Annotated in this window: 26 protein-coding genes; 11 read left to right on the forward strand and 15 right to left on the reverse strand. The window is 28.6% G+C overall.

Going from position 1 to position 23,182, the window contains the following annotated elements; translation table 11 throughout:
• Nucleotides 1–77: 77 nt before the first annotated feature.
• Complete coding sequence (locus tag ABXT66_RS06435) at nt 78–425, forward strand: DoxX family protein (RefSeq protein ID WP_443642663.1); 348 nt, start codon at nt 78–80, stop codon at nt 423–425.
• On the opposite strand, the gene ABXT66_RS06440 is transcribed toward ABXT66_RS06435, so the two are convergent.
• From ABXT66_RS06440 to ABXT66_RS06455, 4 genes are read right to left on the reverse strand one after another with little or no spacing between them, the layout of a single operon-like run.
• The gene (locus ABXT66_RS06440) at nt 422–1,345 is read right to left on the reverse strand and encodes a TatD family hydrolase (RefSeq protein WP_443644728.1); all 924 of its coding nucleotides are present in this window, start codon (nt 1,343–1,345) and stop codon (nt 422–424) included. The two genes, ABXT66_RS06435 and ABXT66_RS06440, sit on opposite strands and share 4 nt — an antisense overlap.
• On the reverse strand, nt 1,335–2,273 hold the full coding sequence (locus tag ABXT66_RS06445) for an EboA domain-containing protein (RefSeq protein WP_443642664.1): 939 nt from the start codon (nt 2,271–2,273) through the stop codon (nt 1,335–1,337). The genes ABXT66_RS06440 and ABXT66_RS06445 overlap by 11 nt, the downstream gene beginning before the upstream one ends.
• A gap of 26 nt (nt 2,274–2,299) precedes the next feature.
• Nucleotides 2,300–3,328, reverse strand: a complete 1,029-nt coding sequence (gene fni / locus ABXT66_RS06450) for a type 2 isopentenyl-diphosphate Delta-isomerase (RefSeq protein ID WP_443642665.1) — start codon at nt 3,326–3,328, stop codon at nt 2,300–2,302.
• A gap of 31 nt (nt 3,329–3,359) precedes the next feature.
• Complete coding sequence (locus tag ABXT66_RS06455) at nt 3,360–3,752, reverse strand: hypothetical protein (protein ID WP_443642666.1); 393 nt, start codon at nt 3,750–3,752, stop codon at nt 3,360–3,362.
• 213 nt (nt 3,753–3,965) lie between these two features.
• Between ABXT66_RS06455 and ABXT66_RS06460 the strand changes: the two genes are divergently transcribed.
• From ABXT66_RS06460 to ABXT66_RS06485, 6 genes are all read left to right on the forward strand, one after another.
• The gene (locus tag ABXT66_RS06460; protein ID WP_443642667.1) at nt 3,966–5,264 is read left to right on the forward strand and encodes a PQQ-dependent sugar dehydrogenase; all 1,299 of its coding nucleotides are present in this window, start codon (nt 3,966–3,968) and stop codon (nt 5,262–5,264) included.
• A 65-nt stretch (nt 5,265–5,329) separates the two neighbouring features.
• Entirely contained in the window at nt 5,330–5,674 is a 345-nt protein-coding gene (locus ABXT66_RS06465; protein WP_443642668.1) for a c-type cytochrome, read from the forward strand.
• A gap of 39 nt (nt 5,675–5,713) precedes the next feature.
• Nucleotides 5,714–6,064 (forward strand): transmembrane 220 family protein, encoded by a 351-nt coding sequence (locus tag ABXT66_RS06470; RefSeq protein ID WP_443642669.1) that lies wholly within the window; start codon nt 5,714–5,716, stop codon nt 6,062–6,064.
• A 4-nt stretch (nt 6,065–6,068) separates the two neighbouring features.
• On the forward strand, nt 6,069–7,256 hold the full coding sequence (locus ABXT66_RS06475; protein ID WP_443642670.1) for a 3-dehydroquinate synthase: 1,188 nt from the start codon (nt 6,069–6,071) through the stop codon (nt 7,254–7,256).
• A 1-nt stretch (nt 7,257) separates the two neighbouring features.
• Nucleotides 7,258–8,463 carry a metabolite traffic protein EboE gene (gene eboE, locus ABXT66_RS06480; RefSeq protein WP_443642671.1) on the forward strand — a complete coding sequence of 402 codons (1,206 nt, stop codon included), beginning with the start codon at nt 7,258–7,260 and terminating at the stop codon, nt 8,461–8,463.
• Nucleotides 8,463–9,332, forward strand: coding sequence for a UbiA family prenyltransferase (locus tag ABXT66_RS06485; RefSeq protein WP_443642673.1), 870 nt, complete (start codon nt 8,463–8,465; stop codon nt 9,330–9,332). Before eboE ends, ABXT66_RS06485 begins: the two co-directional genes overlap by 1 nt.
• A 5-nt stretch (nt 9,333–9,337) precedes the next feature.
• Here the strand turns inward: ABXT66_RS06485 and ABXT66_RS06490 are convergent, their stop codons facing one another.
• A complete protein-coding gene (locus tag ABXT66_RS06490; RefSeq protein WP_443642674.1) occupies nt 9,338–10,720 on the reverse strand; it encodes an alkaline phosphatase family protein in 1,383 nt (460 codons plus the stop codon).
• Nucleotides 10,721–10,881: 161 nt separating this feature from the next.
• Here ABXT66_RS06490 and ABXT66_RS06495 point away from each other — a divergent pair, with 161 nt between their 5' ends.
• A complete protein-coding gene (locus tag ABXT66_RS06495) occupies nt 10,882–12,207 on the forward strand; it encodes a PQQ-dependent sugar dehydrogenase (RefSeq protein WP_443642675.1) in 1,326 nt (441 codons plus the stop codon).
• Here the strand turns inward: ABXT66_RS06495 and ABXT66_RS06500 are convergent, their stop codons facing one another.
• From ABXT66_RS06500 to ABXT66_RS06510, 3 genes are all read right to left on the reverse strand, one after another.
• Nucleotides 12,208–12,636, reverse strand: coding sequence for a plastocyanin/azurin family copper-binding protein (locus tag ABXT66_RS06500; RefSeq protein WP_443642676.1), 429 nt, complete (start codon nt 12,634–12,636; stop codon nt 12,208–12,210).
• A 106-nt stretch (nt 12,637–12,742) separates the two neighbouring features.
• Nucleotides 12,743–15,289, reverse strand: coding sequence for an ABC transporter permease (locus ABXT66_RS06505; RefSeq protein WP_443642677.1), 2,547 nt, complete (start codon nt 15,287–15,289; stop codon nt 12,743–12,745).
• A 1-nt stretch (nt 15,290) separates the two neighbouring features.
• The gene (locus tag ABXT66_RS06510; RefSeq protein WP_443642678.1) at nt 15,291–15,968 is read right to left on the reverse strand and encodes an ABC transporter ATP-binding protein; all 678 of its coding nucleotides are present in this window, start codon (nt 15,966–15,968) and stop codon (nt 15,291–15,293) included.
• Nucleotides 15,969–16,049: 81 nt separating this feature from the next.
• Between ABXT66_RS06510 and ABXT66_RS06515 the strand changes: the two genes are divergently transcribed.
• Nucleotides 16,050–16,685 carry an arylesterase gene (locus ABXT66_RS06515; RefSeq protein WP_443642679.1) on the forward strand — a complete coding sequence of 212 codons (636 nt, stop codon included), beginning with the start codon at nt 16,050–16,052 and terminating at the stop codon, nt 16,683–16,685.
• Between the two features lie 22 nt (nt 16,686–16,707).
• Here the strand turns inward: ABXT66_RS06515 and ABXT66_RS06520 are convergent, their stop codons facing one another.
• The 5 genes from ABXT66_RS06520 to ABXT66_RS06540 all read right to left on the reverse strand — a co-directional run bounded on the left by ABXT66_RS06520 (nt 16,708) and on the right by ABXT66_RS06540 (nt 20,885).
• Nucleotides 16,708–17,475, reverse strand: a complete 768-nt coding sequence (locus tag ABXT66_RS06520; protein ID WP_443642680.1) for a 2-keto-4-pentenoate hydratase — start codon at nt 17,473–17,475, stop codon at nt 16,708–16,710.
• 57 nt (nt 17,476–17,532) lie between these two features.
• Nucleotides 17,533–18,051 carry a DinB family protein gene (locus tag ABXT66_RS06525; protein ID WP_443642681.1) on the reverse strand — a complete coding sequence of 173 codons (519 nt, stop codon included), beginning with the start codon at nt 18,049–18,051 and terminating at the stop codon, nt 17,533–17,535.
• A gap of 255 nt (nt 18,052–18,306) precedes the next feature.
• The gene (locus ABXT66_RS06530; RefSeq protein ID WP_443642682.1) at nt 18,307–18,513 is read right to left on the reverse strand and encodes a SlyX family protein; all 207 of its coding nucleotides are present in this window, start codon (nt 18,511–18,513) and stop codon (nt 18,307–18,309) included.
• Between the two features lie 222 nt (nt 18,514–18,735).
• A complete protein-coding gene (locus ABXT66_RS06535; protein WP_443642683.1) occupies nt 18,736–19,716 on the reverse strand; it encodes an NAD-dependent epimerase/dehydratase family protein in 981 nt (326 codons plus the stop codon).
• A gap of 32 nt (nt 19,717–19,748) precedes the next feature.
• Complete coding sequence (locus tag ABXT66_RS06540) at nt 19,749–20,885, reverse strand: epoxide hydrolase family protein (RefSeq protein ID WP_443642684.1); 1,137 nt, start codon at nt 20,883–20,885, stop codon at nt 19,749–19,751.
• Between the two features lie 277 nt (nt 20,886–21,162).
• On the opposite strand from ABXT66_RS06540, the gene ABXT66_RS06545 reads away from it, so the two are divergent.
• A complete protein-coding gene (locus ABXT66_RS06545) occupies nt 21,163–21,669 on the forward strand; it encodes a peptide-methionine (S)-S-oxide reductase (RefSeq protein ID WP_443642685.1) in 507 nt (168 codons plus the stop codon).
• Nucleotides 21,670–21,674: 5 nt separating this feature from the next.
• Here ABXT66_RS06545 and ABXT66_RS06550 read toward each other — a convergent pair whose 3' ends face one another.
• Nucleotides 21,675–22,274: a ribosome hibernation promotion factor gene (locus ABXT66_RS06550; protein ID WP_443642686.1), complete on the reverse strand. Its 600-nt coding sequence runs from the start codon at nt 22,272–22,274 to the stop codon at nt 21,675–21,677.
• A 140-nt stretch (nt 22,275–22,414) separates the two neighbouring features.
• Between ABXT66_RS06550 and ABXT66_RS06555 the strand changes: the two genes are divergently transcribed.
• Nucleotides 22,415–22,717: a hypothetical protein gene (locus tag ABXT66_RS06555; protein ID WP_443642687.1), complete on the forward strand. Its 303-nt coding sequence runs from the start codon at nt 22,415–22,417 to the stop codon at nt 22,715–22,717.
• Between the two features lie 9 nt (nt 22,718–22,726).
• Here the strand turns inward: ABXT66_RS06555 and ABXT66_RS06560 are convergent, their stop codons facing one another.
• Nucleotides 22,727–23,119, reverse strand: coding sequence for a VOC family protein (locus ABXT66_RS06560; RefSeq protein ID WP_443642688.1), 393 nt, complete (start codon nt 23,117–23,119; stop codon nt 22,727–22,729).
• Between the last annotated feature and the right edge of the window lie 63 nt (nt 23,120–23,182).

Raw genomic sequence — 23,182 nt, forward strand, 5'->3', positions numbered from 1 at the left:
TATTTACAAATTAAGTACTATAAGTAATTAATATTGTCCTTAATATATATTTTTTTTATTAAAGTGAATAATTAATTATGATTAAAATAAATAGTAAAGTTTTTTTTATTATTACTCTAATAACTTCATTAATTTTTGCTTTAGCTGGTCTATCAAAAATTATTGGCATGCAAATGATGCATGACTCTTTTGTTACATTAGGTCTGCCAATATGGTTTGGATATTTTATTGGAATCTGTGAAGTCTTTGGGTCAATTGGGATTCAGATCAGAAAATTAAGATTTTACGCCTGCTTTGGGTTGACTATTATAATGTTAGGAGCAATCAATTATCATCTACAATATGAAAACGATGGTCTATTGGCGAGCATTATAATAACTGCGCTTTGTTTGTTACTATTAATAAGTAGAGATAGAGAAAATTAGTCTATTGATAAATCATCTTTATTTCTTTTTGACTTTGGATCTTGAATTACAGGTTCCCTTTGACCTCTTAAAATAGAATTTCCTTCATAGAATGTTCTTTGATCAATAGGTGGTGGGTTTAACCAGTCTGATTCTTTCATCTGTCCACTTTGTCCATAAGCATCTAGAGCGTTTTGGTAACAAACTAGTTTAATCACATCATCACTAATACCTTGAAGAGAGGCTAACCTAGCTGTTTTAGAAACTGCCAACGGTTCTGAAATACCCCAATCACAAGCAGAGTCTATGATGATCTTATTACCTCCATATTGATGTAATAATTCAACCATTCTTGCTGTTCCCATTTTAGTACTAGGATAAATTGAAAAAGCTGCCCAATACCCTCTATCTAAGACCTCTTTAACAGTTTCTTCATTATTATGATCTATTATTACTTTTGATGGATCAATACCATGTTCTTTGCATACATCCATTGATCTATATGTCCCACTTTTTTTATCTCTGTGAGGTGTGTGGACCATAACTGGTAAATCAAGTTTAATAGCTAATTCAATTTGCAACCTAAAATATTTATCTTCCAATTCTGTTTGATCATCATACCCAATTTCACCAATAGCAACTACACCATCTTTAAGAGCAAATCTAGGTAGTATTTCCATAACGTTTTCAGCTAGTTCTTCGTTGTTTGCTTCTTTAGAATTTAATCCTATAGTGCAATAATGCCTAATCCCAAATTGACCTGCTCTAAATCTTTCAAAGCCAATTATTGCAGATAAATAATCAATATAACTTCCTACATTTGTCCTTGGTTGACCAATCCAGAAAGCTGGTTCTATAACTGCCACAACTCCAGATGCAGCCATTGCCTCATAGTCATCTGTGGTTCTAGAAATCATGTGAGCATGAGTATCAATAAACATCATTTATCTTCTCCTCTTTATTCAATTTTTGAGTATATGCTAACGAATTTTGAATTAAGTCTTTTTGAATAAAATTCCAATTTATTGAACCTTCTTTAATATCTTTTTCAAAATTCTGAAGATATTGTCCTAATTCATGCTTTATATCTTTATTCTTTGATTGAGACAAAGATAACGCTACTGCTTTTTTTTCAATTTCTAAACCATTGATTAAAACGTATTTTAAATCAGAAATAAAAGATGTATCAGCAATTGGCCCTACACACCTCCACAATTCAGGTGAAACAAATCTTTTTGCAGCCCATCTTTCATTTGCATAATCTTTTAAAATTCTTGCTAACTCAACGTTTATTCTATTATCCAAACCTAAAATTGGATTTAACATTACACCAATAAACAAGGACTTTAGAACTAGATTATTCCAAGCGTTAGAATTAAATTGTTCAAAAGGATAAGGATTATGGTGAGCAATAGACTCAAATTCTGATTTAACATTTGTTCTTAGAGCATTTGTAACAATATTTGTTAATTCATTTGAGGAAGGAAACAAAGGTAATCCAGAAAAAAGAGCTATCGCTTCATGTCCATCAGCGAATTTATATAATTGTTCAAATTTTTTCTTAAATGCCTCTTCATTACCTTCAGAATATTTTAATAAAAAATATACTCTTATAGCTGTATCAATAGTCCACCTAGATGGATTAAACCCTTTTCTTAAATGATTTGCAGCAGTTAGGTCATCTTTAGTTAAGTACAAATCATTTTTGCCAACTTTTCTTGAAACAAGTCCAAATGAAATATCAAATTCAAAGCTATTACTTTTTTTCCCTTCTATAAGTTTATTTTGTTCTTGATACCATTCAAAACAATTTTTATCTTCAATTTGTTTCTCGATTAAGTTTTTTAAAAACACTAAATATTTTTTCATAATAATAATAAATCAAATAAAACTATTTAATTTTCTCCAAAAATTGACTTTTCTCTAAATTCATAAATGCTCTTAGAGCCAGTAATAAATAATGATATTTTAATCTGTGTTTTTAAATTATTGAGCAGATTATCCAGGTTTTTTTTATTAATTTTGTGATTTTTATCTTCTAATGATTTTAATAAAACACCTGCCATTGAAACTAAATCTGACCCTAACCAGATTGCTTTTGCAACATCCAATCCATTTTTAATACCTCCAGAACCAATAATAATATTATCTTTAGATATAGACGAGGCATCAATAATTAATTTTTTTAGTGGGATTCCAATGTTATGAAAAGGTTGATAAATAGATTGTTCATCAGACGGTCTTCTACTTGTTTCAATTTTTGTCCAATTTGTTCCGCCCATACCCGCAACATCAAATATTCTAACTCCTACGTTAAATAAACTTTTAATAACTTCTTTGGATAAACCTCGACCCACCTCTTTAACTATTATAGGACATGGTAGGGTTTTAACTGCCTCTGAAATACCATTCAATACCCCTCGCCAATCGTGGTCCCCTTCAGGCTGAACGATTTCTTGCAATGGGTTTAAATGCACAGCTATTGCGTCCGCCTCAATATCATTTATTGCCCTTTTAATTAAATCTATCCCTGATGGTGAAGCTAGTTGAACTCCTCCAACATTTCCAATAAGAGGTATGTTTTTTGCAATTTTTCTTAAAAATTTTTGTGAACTTTTTGTTTCTAATGATGCTCTTTGTGAACCTATTCCCATTGCTATGTTATGCTCTTCTGCTAATTCCACTAGGACTTTATTTATATTATTTGACCTTTCTGTACCTCCAGTCATACCAGAAATCATAACTGGGAAAGATATTCTTTTATTTAAAAAATTTACTGATAAATCAATTGTATCAAAGTCAATCTCAGGAAGAGCGCAATAAGGAAGAACAACTGAATCGAGTGAGTTATATTCAATTTCATTTTCAAATTGATATTTAGCTATATTTAAATGTTGAATTTTTCTATCTTTTATTGAATACATTTTTTAAGAATCACATAGTTAAAAGTTTTATTTATTTAAAAATATGGTGTTGTTTTCCAACCCAATCTTCAATAAATTTAAAATTTTCTGAGCTTAATTTGTATAACTGTATACGTCTGTCTTCAGGACACTCGTTTTTATCATAATAGTTTTGTTTAACACCATCGTCTAAAATAGATTTAATTGTTGATCTACTTGCTACATTATTAGGAATTTTATTACATAATTTTTCAAATGAAAAAAAGTCTGTATATCTTGAAGCAACAAGAACAGTGACCATTAAATGTGACCTAGATCTTACAAAAAATTTATTAAAACCTGTGTCTGATGACATGGAAATCATGCAATCATAAAACACACTTAATTTTTCTCGTACATCTTGATTAAAGTTATTATTAATATAGTTTGTATTATTATCATCCACAGTAATCCCTCCCGCGAAAGATTTAATCCTTCTAATATAAGTTTCGATACAATCCAAAACTTTATTAATAATATGTTAGTATGTTAATGAAATAAAATAAAACATTAATATTTACTATTAATTTATAATTGTAATATTAATGATTAAATTATGTTGTTTTAAAATAAAAAAAAATTAAACAAAGTATATTTTTTAACTATAGGGGGTAATATTATGAAAAATTTAAAAGTTTTTCTAGGATGTATATCTGCTTTTTTTATGACTTTAGCTTTTCAAGCTAACGCTGTTAATTTAAAGCTAGTGCCATACGTTACTGGGATAAACTCTCCTTTGGCTATGGTTCAGCCTAAAGGCGACGACAGAAAGTTTGTTATCGAGCAATTTGGTAAAATAAAAATAATAGATAAAGACGGAAATCTTTTACCAACACCATTTCTAGATATTAGAAATAAAATAATAAAGCAACATCATGATTTTGATGAAAGAGGTCTTCTTGGACTAGCTTTTCACCCTGATTTTAAATCAAATGGTAAGTTTTATATAGCTTATTCAGGAGCTCTTGATTTCCAAGGTGATTTGGGACAAATGCTATGGTATAGCCATTCTAATACAGTAGAAGAATATACAGTATCATCTGAAGATCCTAACGTGGCCAACCATTCTTCAGCTAGACTTATAACAAGTATAGCTTGGCCTCAATTTAATCATAATGGTCATTGGATTGGATTTGGTCCAAATGATGGTTATTTATACATATCAACTGGAGACGGTGGATATGCTAATGATTGGGGAATTGGACATAATGTCACTGAAGGAAATGGACAAGATGTGTCAACACTTCTTGGGAAAATACTTCGTATAGATATAAATAATTCTTGCAATGATAAGAACTATTGTATTCCTAAAGACAACCCGTATGCAAATAATAGCGATGCTCGTGGTGAAATTTATGCAATAGGACTGCGAAATCCTTGGAGATGTTCATTTGATCAAAAAGATGGAAGATTATTTTGTGGTGACGTACAACAAAATAGTTTTGAAGAAATTTCTATGATCAAAAAAGGTGGTAATTACGGGTGGCGCTCAATGGAAGCTACTAAATGCTTTGATTACCAAAAACCTGACAATCATCCATCAACTTGTAGTAAAGCAGGCATGACTGTTCCAATTATGGAATATAAGAACTGCAGTGCACAACCGAAAGGTTGTAAAGGTATATCTGTTACAGGTGGTTATGTGTATAGGGGTAGTAACAAATCTATGAACGGAAAGTACATTTTTGGAGACTGGAGTAAAGGTTTCGGAGCAATGGACGGTCAAATTTTTGTTGGAACTGAAAAGTCTGGAAAATGGAGTATGGAAGACGCATCTATTACAAATATGAAAGGTAATTTACCTTATATATTAGCATTTGCTCAAGACGCTGCAGGTGATGTATATGCATTAACTTCAATTACTACTGGACCTAATGGAACACAAGACACAATCTATAAGGTTGTTCCTTCAAACTAAATTAAAATTATATTTCAAGCCAACATGATTGGCTTGAAATTCTAATTAAGCGGATGTTCTAAATAATGAAAAGATTTTTTTTATTTATACTTGTATTAACGTCAATTTCGGTTTTAAATATCAAAGTAAATTCAAAAGAAAAAGTAAAATTTACAAGTGAAATAATGAAAAATGCTGATTTATTTAATCAAGGAAAAGAAATTTGGTTTGATCAGTGCACACATTGTCATGGTTATAAAGCATATCCAGGAAAAGCACCTAAATTAAAACCTAAACGTTATAAGCCTCAGTTTGTTTATAAGAGAATTGCTAAAGGCTTTAGAAAAATGCCAGCTTGGGAAGAAATATATTCTCAAGATGAAATGCAATCATTAGTAGTTTATGTAATGAACAAGAAGTTCTCTCCATAATAAAAGATTTATTAATTAGATATATTAAAGGATTTACTGATGAAATATATTAATCTACTGCTTTCAATCATGATGTTCTTATTTGTTTTTGTTCAGTTTAATGACCCAGATTTTTATTATTGGGCGACTATCTATTCTATACCTGCACTTTCTTCTGGGGTAATTTTTTTAAACCCTAAAATAATACATAAACTACCATTACAACTCTTATTTATTATTCTTTTTATAGGTACTATTTTCTTAACTGGTTTTTACTGGCCTAAAGAGAGTTTATGGTGGAAAGTAGAAGTATGGTGGAATACAGAAACTGCTAGAGAAGGTATGGGAATGATGATTTCTAGCTTGGTTATGATGTTTTCAGCAATTACTTTCAAACTAAAAAACAACTGATACAATGATCACTCAAACCAACATAATAAATAACGAAATACACTGGCAAAAATTTGAGGTTCCTTATGAATTTCCAGTGTGTTTTACAGAAAATGTGTTTAATAAAAACAATAAAATACTTTTAGACGTCATTCTTAGGAAAGAAAAAGACAAAAGACATAATGTCATATTTTTTATTGATGAAGGCATAACAAAACATTACGAAGGCTTAATTACAGAACTAAAACAATATATAAATGAATATCACAAATATTTACATCTAGTAACAAACCCTATTCTGGTGCCAGGAGGTGAAAAAATTAAATCTGATTTATATTTTGTTGAGCAAATACAAGAAAGTATAAATAAATTTAATATTGACAGGCATTCCTACGTAGTTGCAATTGGAGGAGGTGCTGTTCTTGATGCAATTGGTTTAGTTGCAGCCACATCTCATAGGGGTATAAGGCACATTAGAATGCCTACTACAGTTTTATCACAAAATGACTCAGGTGTAGGGGTTAAAAACGGAGTTAATTTATTTGGTTCTAAAAATTATATTGGAACTTTTGCGCCTCCTTTTGCTGTAATAAATGACATAAACTTTATTTCAAAGTTAAGTGAACGAGATAAAATAGCTGGAATGGCCGAAGCAGTAAAAGTAGCATTAATTAGGGATAAAACTTTTTTTAATTGGTTAGAATTAAATTCAGAAAAACTCGCTTTATTTGAAAAAAATGAAATGAGTCAAATGATAAGAAGATGTGCAGAATTACATATGCATCAAATTAGTAATGGAGGGGATCCTTTTGAAATGGGAAGTGCTAGACCTCTTGATTTTGGGCATTGGTCAGCGCATAAATTAGAAAGTATGACTAATTATAGATTGAGGCATGGAGAAGCCGTTGCAATTGGAATTGCATTAGATGCTAGATATTCAGTTTTGGCAGGTATGTTAGATAAAGGGTTAGAGGAGAGAATATGCTGCCTATTAGAGTATTTAGGATTTAAGCTATGGAATGTTGCCATAGAAAAAACAAATAAAGATAAAGGCTTAGAGCTAATAAAAGGACTTAAAGATTTTCAAGAACATCTAGGAGGAGAATTAACTATTACACTTTTAAAAAATATTGGTGTAGGGTTTGAAGTACATGAGATTAATACCTCACTTGTACAAGAATCTATACAATGGTTGAAAGAACGTCAAAGATAGAATGTTATTAAAAAATCAATTAAATAATAGTTACCTTACCTACTGTACCAATATTCATGCAGCTGAAGAATGGCCAGATGTAATAACAAAATTAAAATTATTTCTTCCTAAAATTAAACAAGATGTTTCTATTGACAAAAAATTTGGATTAGGTCTTCGTTTAGCAGCATCAGCAGCAAAAGATTTAACAAAAGAAGAAAATTTGTATGAATTTCAAAATTTTTTAAAAGAAACAAATTCATATGTTTTTACAATAAATGGTTTTCCATATGGAAATTTTCATGGCAAACCGGTTAAAGAAGGCGCTTACAAACCTGACTGGTCTGATGATTTAAGACTTAATTATACTAATTTATTAGCTGACCATTTATCTAAACTTTTACCTGATGAAATGGAAGGCTCAATTAGCACAGTTCCAGGAACCTACAAACCTTGGTCACAAGGAAATGATGGTGATGAAATAATTAAAAAAATTATTATCAATATTCTTAGACATATTGCTCATCTAATTATAATAAAGAGATCTACTGGTAAAAAAATTACATTATCTTTAGAACCCGAACCTTATTGTTTTTTAGAAACTATATCTGAAACAATTTCTTTTTTTCAAAACAAACTTTTTTCAAAGGAATCCATAAACTTTTTATCAAAATTAATAAATTTAAATGCAATTGATACAGAAAAAGCACTAAGATTTCACCTAGGAATTTGTTATGATGTTTGTCATGCAGCTGTAGAGTTTGAAGACCCTAAAAAAAGTATCTTAGACATACAAAATGCTGGTATAAGAATTACAAAATTACAATTAAGTTCTGCTATTAAAATTGCCAATGTAAATAAAGACACTTACGAAATTTTAAAATCTCTTGATGAACCAGTTTACATGCACCAAGTAGTTGAAAAAAGAGGATCTGTTTTAAAAAGATTTCCAGATCTTTCAGATGCTTTCAAACAAATTGAAAACTCTTTTGGTTCTGAATGGAGAATACATTTTCATGTACCTATATTCTTAAAAAAGATGGATAATTTTGATACAACTCAGGATTTTTTGAAAGATATTCTTAGAATCCATAAACAAAATCCAATAAGCCAGCACCTGGAGGTTGAAACTTACACTTGGGACGTTCTACCTAGTCAGTATAAAAACACCCCTGTAAACAAGGCTATTGCAAGGGAGTTAAATTGGGTAATTGGTGAATTAAGCTGATGAAACTAAAAACTTTATTTGAGTTAGGTAGAATATCTAATTTACCTACAGTTTGGAGTAATGTTTTAGCGGGCATAGTTATTGCTGGTGGAACCATAGGGTTACAAAGCACTTCTATATTAATAGCATCTCTTTCCTTATTTTATATTGGAGGTATGTTTTTAAACGACGCATTTGATACCAAATTTGATATTGTTCAAAGACCAGAAAGACCTATTCCTTCTAAAAAAATAACGCAAAAAATGGTCTTTATCATTGGTTTTACACTTTTAATTTTAGGTATTTTTTTACTTTACATTGAAGCATTAAGAACAAATATTTTTAACTTAAATTTAATCCTATTTTTAGGAATGATGTTAAGTGCTTTTATTATTATTTATAATAAATATCATAAAAACAATGCCTATAGCCCATTAATAATGGGGCTTTGTAGAATAAGCATATATTTTATCGTCTCTGCATTTTTCTTATCATATTTTAATATTCATATTTTTGAGGCATCAATTTTTTTGCTGTCTTACTTAATTGGATTAACTTATTTGGCTAAACAGGAAGATATTGGATATTTAAAAAACCAATGGCCTTTACTTTTTTTAATTGCCCCAATTATTTATGGCTATACTTTAATTGAAAATTATTTTTCTTATATCGCGTTTGGAATTTTTGTATTAAATATATTTTTAGCATTAAGCTATACATTTATTGAAAAGAAAAGAAATATAAAAAAGTCTGTTACTTTATTAATTTCAGGTATCTGTATTTATGATTTTATTTTAATTGCTCACCACGGAGAAGTAATTTTAGCTATTCTAAGTTTAGTTTTTTTTGTATTAACTTTGTTTTTTCAAAAATATATTCCTGGAACTTAGAGTTATTATTTAAATATATGATCAAGAACAAAATCTTTAAAATCAGTTGCTGGTAAAGATTTTTTAGGTAACAGATCTTTTCTTGATGAAATGATCAAAGGTCCATCCTTAGGGTTGTCAGTTATTCTTCCATGAGAACCTCTAACGATCTCTGATCTTTTTAATGAAATTACATCTAACAAATTTCTAAACCCTATCTTTCTTTTCATCAATTTAAAAAAGGATGTAACTTTTGGAAACATTAAACTAGGATCAAAAAATAATTCTACTGGATCGTACCCTGGCTTTCTATGAATATCTACTGTCTTTGCATAATCTGGGGCTCTTTTATCATCTAACCAATAATAATAACTAAACCATCTATCAGCATTTGAAATAGCAACAAGTTCTCCTGATCTATGGTGATCTAAACCATATTTAGATTTATCTTTACTATCTAATACCATTTCAACGCCTTCTAAATTTGAAATAATTTCTTTAACTTTTTTTATATCTTTTTTGTTTTTTATATAAATATGAGCTAATTGATGATCTGAAACTGCAAAAGCCTTTGAGGCTCCAGGATCAAAGACATCCCTACCCATTTCATTTCTTACACTTAATAAATCGTGCGACCGAAGTTCCTTATTAATATGAATAGCATCAGTTACTGGTGTGATGCCGTATTCGGATACAATAATTATATCACGGTTTTCACTATAAGCTTGGTCTATAAGCTCTCCGCATAGAGTATCAATCATATTTAAATCTTTAATTAATGTCTTATTTTTTAGGTCAGGACCAAGCCTTTGCAAATTATAATCTAAATGAGGAAGATATGTAAGAGCAAGCGTAGGATTATAGTGTTTCATTACAAATTTAGTAGATTCTGCAATCCATTTGCTAGAAGTAATGTCTGCCAACGGCCCCCAAAATTTAAACAAAGGAAATTTACCTAATTCGCTATCTAAAGTATCTTTAAGATCAGGAGGATACGTGTAATGATCAGGAATCTTTCGTCCATCAGCAGGATACATTGGCCTTGGTGTAGCACTCCAATCTGCAGTTGAATACATATTATACCACCAAAACATTTTAGCACATGTGAATTTTGAGTTAATTTTTTTGCCTTTTTCCCAAATTTTTTCACCTTTAACAAGTTGGTTAGGTTGTCTCCAAAATAAAACTTCTGAAAGGTTTTTAAAAAACCAACCATTAGCTACTATGCCGTGATCATTTGGAAGAAGTCCTGTTAATAAGGTAGACTGAACAGAGCAGGTTACAGCTGGTATTACTGTATCAAGTGGTTTCATACCACCTTTCTTAGATAACTCTAATAGATTAGGTGTATGCTGCCCTATCATAGATGGAGATAATCCAACGACATTTATTACTAGATTTGATTTCAAATTTAAATATCTCTTAAAAGAAATTATTTTTTAAAATTTACCATATAAACATTTAAAATAAACTATTGATTTTTGATTATAAATTTTAATGTTAAATTCTGTTATTTTTTTAATAATTAAAATTTAAGAAAATAAAAATTGTTTAATTTGGGAGTTTTTTTTTGAAAAATATAACTAATATTTTCTACTTTTTAATATCATTAAATCTTATCTTTATTTTTACAGCAATGGGTCAAACCATCCCTAAAACAAGTGATCAAGTTGCCCAACCAGGTGGAAAAATTACAGGTAATGTAAATTTAAAAATTGTCAAGATTGCTGAAGGTTTTGAAGGCCCCGTTAACATAAGTAATGCTGGCGATGGAACAAAAAGAATTTTTGTAGTGGAAAGAGAAGGTAAAGTTAAAGTTATTAATAAAGATTATAGCATTAATAAAAAACCATTTCTAGATCTGACAAATTTAAGACCCAGTCCCATAAACCCAAAAGGAAATGATGTACAAAGTGAATTCATAGAACAAGGTCTTTTTTCAATTGCTTTTCATCCAAATTTTAAAAATAATGGTTATATATATGTTCACTACTCATCTCTAAGACATAATGGTTCAGGAATTATTGTAAGGTTTACTGTTGATAAAAAAAATCCTGAATATATCTCAAAAAAACAGGCTTTAATGACAGAAAAAATTATAATGATTATTGAACAGCCGTCACATAACAATAATGGTGGACAAATTTCATTTGGACCTGATGGATTTTTATATATAGGGCTTGGCGATGGTGGTTGGGGAACATCCAAAAAAGCCAGTCTAGAACATTCAAACAGATTAGGTAAAATATTAAGAATTAATGTTGATACTAATAAGAAATATAAAGCTCCTGAAGATAATCCTTTTTATCAAAATGGTGGCACACCTGAAAATGAAATTTGGGCCAAAGGACTTCATAATCCTTATAAATTTAGTTTTGATAAGGTAAATGGAGGAATGTTTATAGCAGACGTAGGAGATAACACTTGGGAGGAAATAAATTATATCCCTAAAGCTTCAAAAGGTGGTGACAATTTTGGATGGCCTATTATGGAAGGATCTAATTGTCATATACCGATGGGTAATAAAACAAAGCAAAAATGTAAAATTACTGGAAAGTTTCCAATAGCAAAATACAAACATCCAGAAAAAAGTAGTAAAAATAAATCTGCTGGGGCGTTTGCTTGTGCTTCTGTTCAAGGTTTGGGCGTTGCAAACTATGGAGGAATGAATGGAGTTTACCTTTTTGGAGATTGGTGTTTAGGTAGTATATACGGTGTTGGTTGGGATGGTAGTAAGTGGCAATTAGAAGAGTTAATTAAAACTGACCTTCATATTACTGCTGGAGGAAACGATGAAAATGGCAACGTGTTAGCTTTGAGTGCTAAATTTTATTTTGACGATCAAAATCCAGATAGGCCACCTTATGGTACTGTTTGGAAAATTGTTAAAAACTAGTTATTTTAATTCTTTAGTTAACTGTTTTAAAATCTTTTTTGATTTTCCAATCACTTTGGTTTTCTTGACTAGATCTAAATTGTTGTAATCATTATCAACAACCACAATACCAATCATTCCCATCATTTTATGGGGAGTGCATTGATATAAGTATACTCCAGGTTTAGTAAAAGTATAGTTAGCATTTTTTCCAAGTTTTGATTTAAAACCTTTAACACCATCTGGAACAGTCACAAATTCAACGTTATGACCTTTATCTGTTGCCTTCCAAAAAATATTGTCTCCAGAATTAATATTAACAATCCTCTTAGAAAAAAGCATTATATTTTTGCCTGATCTATTTAACATCTCGACCTCAACAGTTTTAGCAAAAACAGCCCCACTAAACAAAGTTGATAAAAGTACTAAGGTTAATAAAAATGCTTTCATAAAATGACTCCATACAATAATTTAACAAAGTTATTAGTTAGCATATTTCAGGTATAAATTTATTATTAAATTTTATTATTAAAATTAATTAATAACTTCTGAAAATTTAGAAATACTCTCTTAATATGTTAAGCGGCTTAGAAACAATAAGTTTAATAGTTTTAATATAACTAAAAACAACAATGCTTACCGGAATTAATAATAATAAGATTAACAGTCTTGTATAATCTATATGCATATCAATATTAAATACATAGTTTACTACTATAAAACTCAGCCCTAAGCCTACTAACAAAGAAATTATTGAGGATACCAATCCTATTATTAAATATTCAAGCAACCACAAATTTGTTATTTTTTTAAATGTTGCACCTAATATCTTAAAAACAGCTACTTCGTACAACTTATCTTTTTTACTAACCTCAAGTATACCGGTTAACACAATAAAACCTGATAAAAGTGTCACTAAAGTAATCGAGTTAATTATAATAATTAATAGATTAAGAATTGATTTTATAGCTTTATAACTTTCCTCAATTGATATAGTTGATATATTAGAAAACTGAGTAACTATGTTTTTTATAAAATTATTATTTTCTATCTTGTTTTTTGATTTTGTTGTTGCAATCCAAGTATGAGGTGCATTCTTTATATTACTTTTACTTAGGATAAATATAAAATTAATATTCATATTTTCCCAAACAATTTCTCTTGTATTAAAAACTTTAGCTTCAAAATTTCTACCTAAAATATTGAATGTTATTTTGTCTCCAATATTTATATTGAGTCCTTTAGCAATTTTATGTCCAATAGAAACTAGAAGAGGTCCATTATAATCATGAGGCCACCACTTACCAGAAAGCAATTCGGTTCCCTGTGGTAATTCATTTGTCCAAGAAAACGCTCTATCTCTTTTTAACACCCATTGAACATCTTTATTAATAACCAAACTCTCTACTTTGACATTATTTATTTCAGTAATCCTGCCTCTTAACATTGGCTGTGCATTTAAGTTAATATTACCATTAGAATTTGAAGCCATTAAATTAATTTCTTTAATTTGATTAGGCTGTATATCAATCAAAAAATTATTAGGTGCCTCTTGATTTAAAGTGTTGGTTATTTTTTTACCCAAGCTCTCTTGAATTATATTTAAAGTTATTAGAAGTATCAAACCAACGCTGAATGAAATAACAATAGGTTTTGCAAATGAGTTTCTTACGAGAATGGAGTTTCTTACTATTTCAATTGAAGAACCAGTTTTAAATTTAATTATCTTGAAAAACTTAAAAAATAATGAGGTTAATACTTGCAATATGAAAAAAGATATTAGTATAGAAGCAAAAATATAGAAGGATAATTTTAAATCATTTGTTAAATTAGTTATTAAAAAACATAACAAACATACCAATGTAAGGATTAAGAACTTAATTTTTTTTGAATAAGAAATTAAATTGTTATTTGCAGACAGTCGCAGAAGTTGTATTGGCTTTATTTCATATGTTTGAGATATAGGAATAATTGTAAATAAGATACATACAATCATACCAAATGAAAAGCTTATGATTAGTGGCTTAACAAAAATAGATGGTTCAAATAAATTTATTAAATTAGAACTTATTAATGGAGACAATAAAAAAGGAACTGACGCTCCAGCTAATAAGGCAGGAATGATGCTAGCTAAAAATATAATCATAATTTGAAAGAAATATATTGTAAATACTTGTGAATTTCTTCCTCCTAAAGATTTTAAAACTGCTATATTTTTAATTTTTTTTATCAGATAACCTTTAACACCATTGGAAATTCCAATACCAGATATTAATAAAGCTATTAATCCGACTAATGAAATAAACAAAGATGTTTTTTCAATAAAATTATTAAAATTATTTGTACTATTTTCGATCCCTCTTATTGTTATATTAGTTCCTTTTATTAATTGATTTAATCTAGATAAATTTATTTTTTTATCAGATGGTATAAATTTAATCTTATGTTTCACTAATGATCCAGGTATAACTAATCCAGATTCATTTAGAGCTTTATTTGTTATAAGTAACCTAGATCCAAATGTTGCAAATGAAAGCATTCTGTCTGGCTCTTTTTCAATTAAACCATTAATTTTGATACTAATATTTCCAAGGTACAGTAAGTCTCCAATATCAATATCTAATTGTTTCTTTAAAGATTTATCTATTAAAACACCGTGTACACCCTCACTATCAATTAAAAGTTCTTCCAATGATAGATTTGGTAATGTTTCAGCGTTTCCTATTAAAGGCCAATTTGAATCAACGGCTTTTAATTCTACAAGTCGACGCTTTATTTGAGAGTTCTCATTGGAAGCTAGCATGGTTCTTAACTCGACAATTTGTGAGGTCTGTCCATTAACTTTTAACCATTCTATTATGTTTTGAGGAAATGCTTGATAAGTGGTAGATAATTCAAATTTACCTCCAATGAGCTCAGTACGTTTTTTATTAATTTCAGACTTAAGGTTTTCAGATAAACTTCCTACAGCTGAAATTATAAAAACACCTAAAAATATTGAAGTGATAACGATTTTAAATTCATTAAAAGATCCTCTTAGTTCTCTTAATGACAGTTTAAAAAAAATGTAGTTGTTTAATAATAGTAAGTTTAAATTAGACATGTTAAATAATTAAACCATTGTCTAATTCTATTTTTGTATCGCATAGGTTTGCTAGAGATAAATCATGAGTAACAAGAATTAAGGTAGAACCAAAATCTTTTTGAAGTTTAAAGATTAATTTTATAACCTCTTCACTATTTTTTTTATCTAAATTTCCAGTAGGTTCATCAGCAATCAAAATTTCTGGTGACGATACCAAAGATCTTGCAATTGCTACTCTTTGCTGTTCTCCACCTGATAATTGATGAGGGTAGTGGTTAAGTCTATTTATTAGTCCAACAGATTTTAATAATTCAGCACCTTTTTTATTATCATAAAATTTTCCAGAAATTTCATTTGGCAAGTTTACATTTTCTAAAGCCGTCATTGAAGGGAGCAAATTAAAAGATTGAAAAATTACACCCACATGATTTGCTCTATATGTTGCCAAATCATCTTCTTTAAGTTTATGCAATGGTTCGTTTTTAAAAAGAATTTGGCCTTTAGTAATAACTTCTAAACCAGCAATTGTCATTGCTAATGTTGACTTTCCAGCCCCACTTTGTCCCATAATACTAATGCTAGTTTTTTCAAATATTTTTAAATTAATGCCTTTTAAAATATGAACAATTTCAGCATTACTTCTTAAGTGTACATGTATATCATGTAACTCAATAATTTTTTTATTTTTTATATTCATAAATTTATTTTACTTAACACGGTATTATTTTCTGATTGAATTTTTTGTAGATATAATCATTTAAAAGGTTATTAATTAAATATGAACTATATAATAAAACTAATCTTTACAATAATTTTCTTTTTATCTTTCTCTATAGCGATAGCTCATGCGAAATCTTTAAACGTAATAGTGTTAGGTGATAGTTTAGTAGCTGGTTACGGGTTATTAAAAAATGATGGCTTTGTTAACCAATTACAAAACAAAATAAATTCTAATAATATGAAGTTAAACTTAGTAAACGGGGGTGTGTCTGGAGAAACCTCATCAGGATTATTGAACAGATTGGAATGGGTTTTAGAAGAACAGTTTGATGGTGTTATTGTTTCTATTGGTGCTAATGACACGCTTAGAGGGATTAACCCTGAATTAACATTTCAAAATATAAATAATATTTTAAATTATTTAAAAAAAAATAAAATACCTTCAATGTTAATTGGTATGAAAGCTCCTAATAATCTTGGTAAGGATTATGTGAGTGAGTTTAACAAAATTTATCCAAATTTGGCTAAAATTTACAGAGTTTCCTTTTATCCTTTTTTTTTAAAAGATGTAGCTTTGGTTCCTTCATTAAATCAAGATGATATGATACATCCTAATAAAAAAGGTATTAAAAAAATTGTTGAAAATATTTATCCCTATTTCATAGACTTTTACAAGACCTTTAAGGATAATTAAGGCTTCTATATTATAATGTTAATTATTTTATATTGACGCTAATTGAGCCTAATTTGCCATAATCAGCTTTTATAGTATCACCTATTTTAATTGGAATTGGTTTAGCGCACGTTCCAGTTGAAACAATCATGCCTTTATCTAAAGTAATGTTGTTCTTTGATAATTCATTTACTAACCAAGTTAAGGCAATTCTAGGGTCTCCTAAAACATTTGATCCAACTCCTTGATGATGAACATTATTTGAATTAGATATTACAACTTTGTGTTCAGACAAATCTATCATTCTCCAATTATTTTGATTTGGTGGCGCAATTACAAATTGATGGGCACATGCATTGTCAGCTATCAAGTTAAACTCACCTATTGAAGAAAAATTTTTAAAACGAGAATCTGGTAATTCAATAGAAAGATGCAACGTGTCAACTGCCTCCATGACTTCTTCAAGATAATATTCAATCTTTTTAGGTTCTAATGTTTTACCTATTTTGAAAGCAAATTCTGGCTCAGCTACTGCCATTTTATTGTGTCCGAAATCTATTTCATCGTTAGGTTGGAATACTTTATCTTTTAAAATTCTACCAGCTAGTGGACCTGATACACCTATATGTTTTTGACCTTCAAGGCTAGTGGCAGCAATTTTCCATCCAATAACACTCATATTACTGTAATATTCTAGATTTTTTTGAATTTCATATGCTTCTTTTCGTGATTTTGGTGAAATATTTCTAGGAAAATCATTTATTTTATTACCACTTTCCCAAGAATCCCAAATTAATCTTGCTGCTTTCATAAAAATCTTCTTTCAATTAAAACTATTTAAAAGTTTGTTTTTAAAACCATACTTTGGTTAAGTTAACTTAGTTTTTTCCCAAACAGTTATGTCTTGAGCAATTGGAGGTAAAGAGGTTTGTCCTAACATTTCAGCAATTATACCCCTATGATATCCACCATGCATTACTAGATGAGTTATTATCATTGACCTACTAATGTTGACACTATTCCCTCCTATTAATTCACATTCTACAGTCTCTTCTAATTCTGTTGACGACAAATTAATTGTATATTTCTTTATTATTTCTTCCTCATTCTTTTTAGCTCGCCAAAGTTCTTCCATGTTTTCAAATAATATAGTCTGCAAATTATTAAAAGAATGCTTTTCTTCTTTCATGTTGGCTAACCAAACTTTATCGATGACTAATAAATGATTCAGAGAATTGCGAATGCTATTCATAAATGATTGATGCTGTTTTTGAATTTCATCAATAGGAAGTTTTATTATAACTTTAAAAAATTCATCATTAGCCCAGCTATTATAATCCAATAAATTAAGTAAATAAGCTTGATTATGCATTAATTTTTTTTCCATATAAAATACCTTATTTAGAGTAATAATTTATTTTTTATTATTTAAATTATTAAAAAGGAATTTGAATAGACTATTTTTGTTGTTATTTTGAATATTCCATCTCTTTTTTAAAAGCCTATAGATTATCACGCATCCAAGACCCATTAAAAGATATAAATATGCTGTCAGATTTTCCATTTATCAATCTATAAATTTAATTATTACTTAAATAACTTCATATTTTAAATAAAAGAAGTCAAGTTATCTCCTGAAATCCTAATAATGTGGCGGGGTTTCATTCGAACTTTCTAAAGATTCTACATTATTATATTGTGAATTTTGAATCTCAAACTTTAGTTTTTTTATATTAGACTTAAGTTCTAATATTTCTTTTTGTTGATTATATATTTCTTGACTCATGTTTAACATATCATTTTGAATGAGAGTGATTTTTTCTTCAATATTCTTTATTTTTAGGTCCATTTTAATACCTTTGGTAATGCTAAAATTATTTTAAAGATTTTGAAATCTTAATATGAAATTATTTAAATTATATGATACAAAAGCAAAATGAAAGTAATAGTAGGCATATTTTTATTTTTTTGTGTATTAAACATTGCTATGTACTCAATGTCTTTTTTTGGCTAAATTAACTAACCAAGTTGATCTTAATATACATAATACTAATCAAATATTAGTATTTAGTTAACTTGATAAAGGTGGACATTTTCCTTCTGACCTTAAATTTTCAAAAGCTTTTAGCGTATGTTCAATCCCATTTTGAACAGAGACAGAAGCATATTCACCAATATGTTTTCTTAACGGAAAGTCATCTAAATCTGGTGGAAACGGCAATGATTGTCCCTCACAAGTAACAGATGATTTGGGCTTTAACTCTTTTATTAACCTCAATCCATTTTCTATTGTTTCACAGCTTCCATTGAGATTAAAAACATGCGATCCAACCATATCGTTGCTTACTGATGTAATAAAAGCTGAAGCCGCTTCTCCTGCATATAACCAGCTATATTTTCCAGTATAGGGTATCTTATAACTCTTATCTAAAGCGGCAGCTTGAATTGCCATTGTATTTTTAGAACTCATTCCTTGATCTCTTGCTAATCCATAAACAATATTTGGTCTGATTCCTATTGATGGAACATTCCAATCAGCCCAATAAACAAAAGCCGTATGTTCATTAGCTAATTTATAAGCTCCATATAGAGTTTCTTTCCATGGACCTTTTGGAGGCATTCCAAGTGCAGCTACTGATGAAGCGTAAACTGTTCTTTTTATATTTGTATCTTTGGCTATTTCTAAAATATTTATTGTCCCTTCAACATTTACTCTGGCTCCTAGAGCAGGGTTAGCCGCACAAAAAGGAACTTGAAGACCTGCCAAATGAATAATTGCGCTTGGTTGATAGCTAAGTATTATTTTTTTTAAAGAACTCAAATCTGTTATATCACATTTGTACCACTTAATTTTAGATGCTTCTTTACCTAAAAGTAATTCCAATCTATTTCTTTCTTCTGACAAATCAATTGCAACACAAGGAATATTTGATCTATGCAGAATTGCTAATATCCAGCTCCCTATACACCCACCTGCACCAGTAACAATAATAGGATCGTTGAATTGATTATCATTAATCAAGAAATCATTTGTTAGAAAATCTAAATTCATAATTTATCCTCTTCAAAAAATAATAATTAATACTATATAACATTTCTTACAAATTTATTTACATCTGAAGCTAATTCTTTAGGTTTCTCCATTGCAGCAAAGTGTCCTCCAGAATTATGTTTTTCCCAAAGTAAAATGTTTTTATAAAATTGTGAGGCAAGACTAATAGGAGGAGAAAAAATTTCTTTTGGAAATTCACTATAACCCATTGGAACCATAATAGGATTATTAATATCTATTGGCCAATCAGATCTATGACGAGCATAGTAAGGCCAAAAAGAAGCTCCAATACAACCAGTTATCCAGTATAAAGAAATATTTGCAAGCATTGTATCTATATTTATATAAGAAAATAATGAACCTTTATTATCTGTCCATGTATAAAATTTTTCACTTATATATGAACATAAAGCAACAGGCGAAGCGTTTAAAGCATGTGCTAAAGTAAAAGGTTTTGTTCCTTGCATTTGTTGGTAACCAGTTTCATATTTCATGAAATATCTAAGCTTTTCATAATAATTTTCTTCTTCAATGTTGTTAGGTTTTTTATTCAAACCTCTTGGTAAAGGTAATAAATTTAAATGAATTCCCATAATTTCTTTTGGTACATTGACAGCCATTATAGAAGCAATAAAAGAACCTAAATCACCTCCTTGAATAAAATATTTTTGATAACCAAGAGTTTTCATTAACTTAATGAAATGTTTAGAAATCTCGTTTAAATCAAGAGGTTTTTGTTTTGGAGAAAAAGAAAAACCGACATTTGGTAAAGAAGGTATTATAAGATCAAAAGCAAGATGGTCTTTTAAGTTGTTTTTGTCAGGACTTGTTAATAGAGGAATTAAGTCATTAAATTCGAATATTGAACCTGGCCAACCATGAATTAATAATAAAGGTATAGCGTTTTTATGATTAGATTTTATGTGTAAAAAATGTGTTTTTACATTATCATATTGAAATAAATATTGATTAAATTTGTTGAGCTTTTCTTCTTCGTTAGTCCATGAAAATTTATTTTTCCAATAATCTAAAATATAAGAAAGATCATCAAAAGATATACCTGCCTGATTATTATAATCAGGAGCCCAATTTATAATTCTGTTTTTAGAGATTTGGTTATTTAAGTCATAAATAACTTTAGAATCTATTTTACAAATAAATTTTTCCATCCCCATTAACACCTTTAATTTGAAATTTATTAAATGCTATAAATTATCAAGCAGTCAACAAATAATTAAGTCATGATTAAATTCTGAATAAAGCTCTCAAAAATATTAATGATTAATTATAACAACAAAAAACATTATTTTTATTATTTGAATAATAACAAAATTGGTCGAACTAATTAAAAAATTGAAAATTAATTTTAAGTAATTTTTAAAGTGTTATATATATATATTTATGAAAAAACTAATCGTCAAAATATTTATATTTTTAAATCTAATTTTGTTTATAAATTTCTCATCATTAGCTGAAACATTTGTATACTCTGGAGGTTGTTTTTGGTGTACAGAAGCTGACATGGAAAAATTGGAAGGTGTATCAGAGGTTGTAAGTGGCTTCACAGCTGGAACAACAAAAAACCCTAAGTATATTCAAGGTCAATGGGGAGATCACCGAGAAGCTGCTTTGGTAATTTATGATCCCCAAAAAATTAATTTTAAAGATCTTGTTATTCACGTTTATAAGACAATAGATTACGAGGATAATGAAGGTCAGTTTTGTGATAGAGGAAGGTCTTATACTCCAGCAATTTATTATAAAACAAATGAAGAAAAACAAACTATTTTATCTGTAACACCTAAATCATCTATTGTGCCTATTGAAAAAGAAAGTAAATTTTACCCTGTTAGGTTAGAACATCAAGATTATTACAAGAAACAGACTTATAAATATGAATATTATAGATTTTTATGCAGACGAGATAAGAGAATTGAAGAATTAAATAATTAAAATGATTATATCTTTGCTGTATTTCTTAACCCCCTAGGGTCAACCCAGCCAATTAACCCATCATCTCTTTTATAAATCATGTTTAATCCGCTATGTTTTTTATTACGAAACATTAATGCCGAAATATTACCTAATTTCATTTTATTCAAAGCGTCATTAACAGACAGCTCTTCAACTTCAGTATTTAATTCTGCAAATATCATTGGTTCATTATCTATTGGGTTATCTTGCTTAGGATTGATTAATTGAGGTTCTTTAATAATCTGAAAATGAGCTTCTAATGAACTTAACTTTTCTAAATTTTCATTATTTTTAAAACTTTTTAGTTTTCTTTTATATCTTCTTAATTGTTTTGATATTTTTTCAATTGTTTCATTAAAAGCTAACTTTGCAGTCTGTCCATTAGACTGAGCTGTAAATTCCATTTTTTTGTTGATATGAACTATTACAATTATATAAAATAATTTGTTTTTCTTTGAAACACTTACTATTGAAGAAATGGGGTTTTCGAAATATTTATGAATGGTTTGTTTTAAGCTTGTCTCTACATATCTGGAAAAAGTTTCACCTACCTTAACTTGCTTCCCAAATATTTTAAAATTCATAAAAATCCTCCAAATATCATATTTTTATTACAGATCGATAGAACATATTTGTCAATAATTTTATTGATAAAAATTACAAAATTAAATTAATATATAATTTATAATATACTCTTTACTCTTACATTATATCTAAGGTTAAAATGTCTGTTTACTTAATTATTAAATCTGAAACTAGTTTGGTTGATAATAAACAATTTGATGATTGGTACAGTCATGAACACTTAAAAGAAGCTAAGGAAGACTTTGGAGCTATTAGTGCAAAAAGAGGCTGGATAACAAATAGTGATCTTCACGTAGCTATTTATGAATTTCAAAATATTAAAATAGCTCAAAAAATATTGAAATCAAAAAAACTAAAATTATTAATTGAAAAGTTTGATAATAAGTGGGACAACAAAGTTAATAGAACAAGAGAAATAGTAGATATTATTCAAGAATATTAATTTTTTAAATTAAATAACATTTGAAATTTCTATTAAATTTAGATCCGGATCTCTGATATATATTGATTTAATAGCCCCATTTGCCCCTGTCTTTAGAACTGGCCCATCCTCAATATCAATATTATGTTTGGTAAAAATTAAAATCCATTCATCAAGAACTTTTTCACTAATAAAACAAATATCTAATGATCCTGGCATGGGTTTGTTTGCATGAGGCTTAAAAGGTTTTCCAGCTTCATGTAAATTAATTTTCTGGTTACCAAATTTCAATGATTTTCTTTTAGTAGTGTCTGATGTTGATACAAATTCAATTAATTCCATGTTTAATATATTTGAATAAAAATATATTGATTTATTTATATCTTTTACAGTCATAACAACATGGTCTATAAAAAGCGACATACTAGTTTTCCCTTCAATATTTTTCTTTATGATGTTATTTAATAATAATGATAGCAATAACAA

This window comes from Candidatus Levibacter sp. Uisw_134_01 (assembly GCF_047717795.1).
Taxonomy (GTDB): Bacteria; Pseudomonadota; Alphaproteobacteria; order Puniceispirillales; family Marisalimonadaceae; genus Marisalimonas.

Coding starts and splice junctions, on each gene's coding strand:
- ABXT66_RS06435 (WP_443642663.1), top strand. CDS start 78: ATGATTAAAATAAATAGTAAAGTTTTTTTTATTATTACTCTAATAACT.
- ABXT66_RS06440 (WP_443644728.1), bottom strand. CDS start 1,345: ATGTTTATTGATACTCATGCTCACATGATTTCTAGAACCACAGATGAC.
- ABXT66_RS06445 (WP_443642664.1), bottom strand. CDS start 2,273: ATGAAAAAATATTTAGTGTTTTTAAAAAACTTAATCGAGAAACAAATT.
- fni (WP_443642665.1), bottom strand. CDS start 3,328: ATGTATTCAATAAAAGATAGAAAAATTCAACATTTAAATATAGCTAAA.
- ABXT66_RS06460 (WP_443642667.1), top strand. CDS start 3,966: ATGAAAAATTTAAAAGTTTTTCTAGGATGTATATCTGCTTTTTTTATG.
- ABXT66_RS06465 (WP_443642668.1), top strand. CDS start 5,330: ATGAAAAGATTTTTTTTATTTATACTTGTATTAACGTCAATTTCGGTT.
- ABXT66_RS06470 (WP_443642669.1), top strand. CDS start 5,714: ATGAAATATATTAATCTACTGCTTTCAATCATGATGTTCTTATTTGTT.
- ABXT66_RS06475 (WP_443642670.1), top strand. CDS start 6,069: ATGATCACTCAAACCAACATAATAAATAACGAAATACACTGGCAAAAA.
- eboE (WP_443642671.1), top strand. CDS start 7,258: ATGTTATTAAAAAATCAATTAAATAATAGTTACCTTACCTACTGTACC.
- ABXT66_RS06485 (WP_443642673.1), top strand. CDS start 8,463: ATGAAACTAAAAACTTTATTTGAGTTAGGTAGAATATCTAATTTACCT.
- ABXT66_RS06500 (WP_443642676.1), bottom strand. CDS start 12,636: ATGAAAGCATTTTTATTAACCTTAGTACTTTTATCAACTTTGTTTAGT.
- ABXT66_RS06505 (WP_443642677.1), bottom strand. CDS start 15,289: ATGTCTAATTTAAACTTACTATTATTAAACAACTACATTTTTTTTAAA.
- ABXT66_RS06510 (WP_443642678.1), bottom strand. CDS start 15,968: ATGAATATAAAAAATAAAAAAATTATTGAGTTACATGATATACATGTA.
- ABXT66_RS06515 (WP_443642679.1), top strand. CDS start 16,050: ATGAACTATATAATAAAACTAATCTTTACAATAATTTTCTTTTTATCT.
- ABXT66_RS06520 (WP_443642680.1), bottom strand. CDS start 17,475: ATGAAAGCAGCAAGATTAATTTGGGATTCTTGGGAAAGTGGTAATAAA.
- ABXT66_RS06525 (WP_443642681.1), bottom strand. CDS start 18,051: ATGGAAAAAAAATTAATGCATAATCAAGCTTATTTACTTAATTTATTG.
- ABXT66_RS06530 (WP_443642682.1), bottom strand. CDS start 18,513: ATGGACCTAAAAATAAAGAATATTGAAGAAAAAATCACTCTCATTCAA.
- ABXT66_RS06535 (WP_443642683.1), bottom strand. CDS start 19,716: ATGAATTTAGATTTTCTAACAAATGATTTCTTGATTAATGATAATCAA.
- ABXT66_RS06540 (WP_443642684.1), bottom strand. CDS start 20,885: ATGGAAAAATTTATTTGTAAAATAGATTCTAAAGTTATTTATGACTTA.
- ABXT66_RS06550 (WP_443642686.1), bottom strand. CDS start 22,274: ATGAATTTTAAAATATTTGGGAAGCAAGTTAAGGTAGGTGAAACTTTT.
- ABXT66_RS06555 (WP_443642687.1), top strand. CDS start 22,415: ATGTCTGTTTACTTAATTATTAAATCTGAAACTAGTTTGGTTGATAAT.
- ABXT66_RS06560 (WP_443642688.1), bottom strand. CDS start 23,119: ATGTCGCTTTTTATAGACCATGTTGTTATGACTGTAAAAGATATAAAT.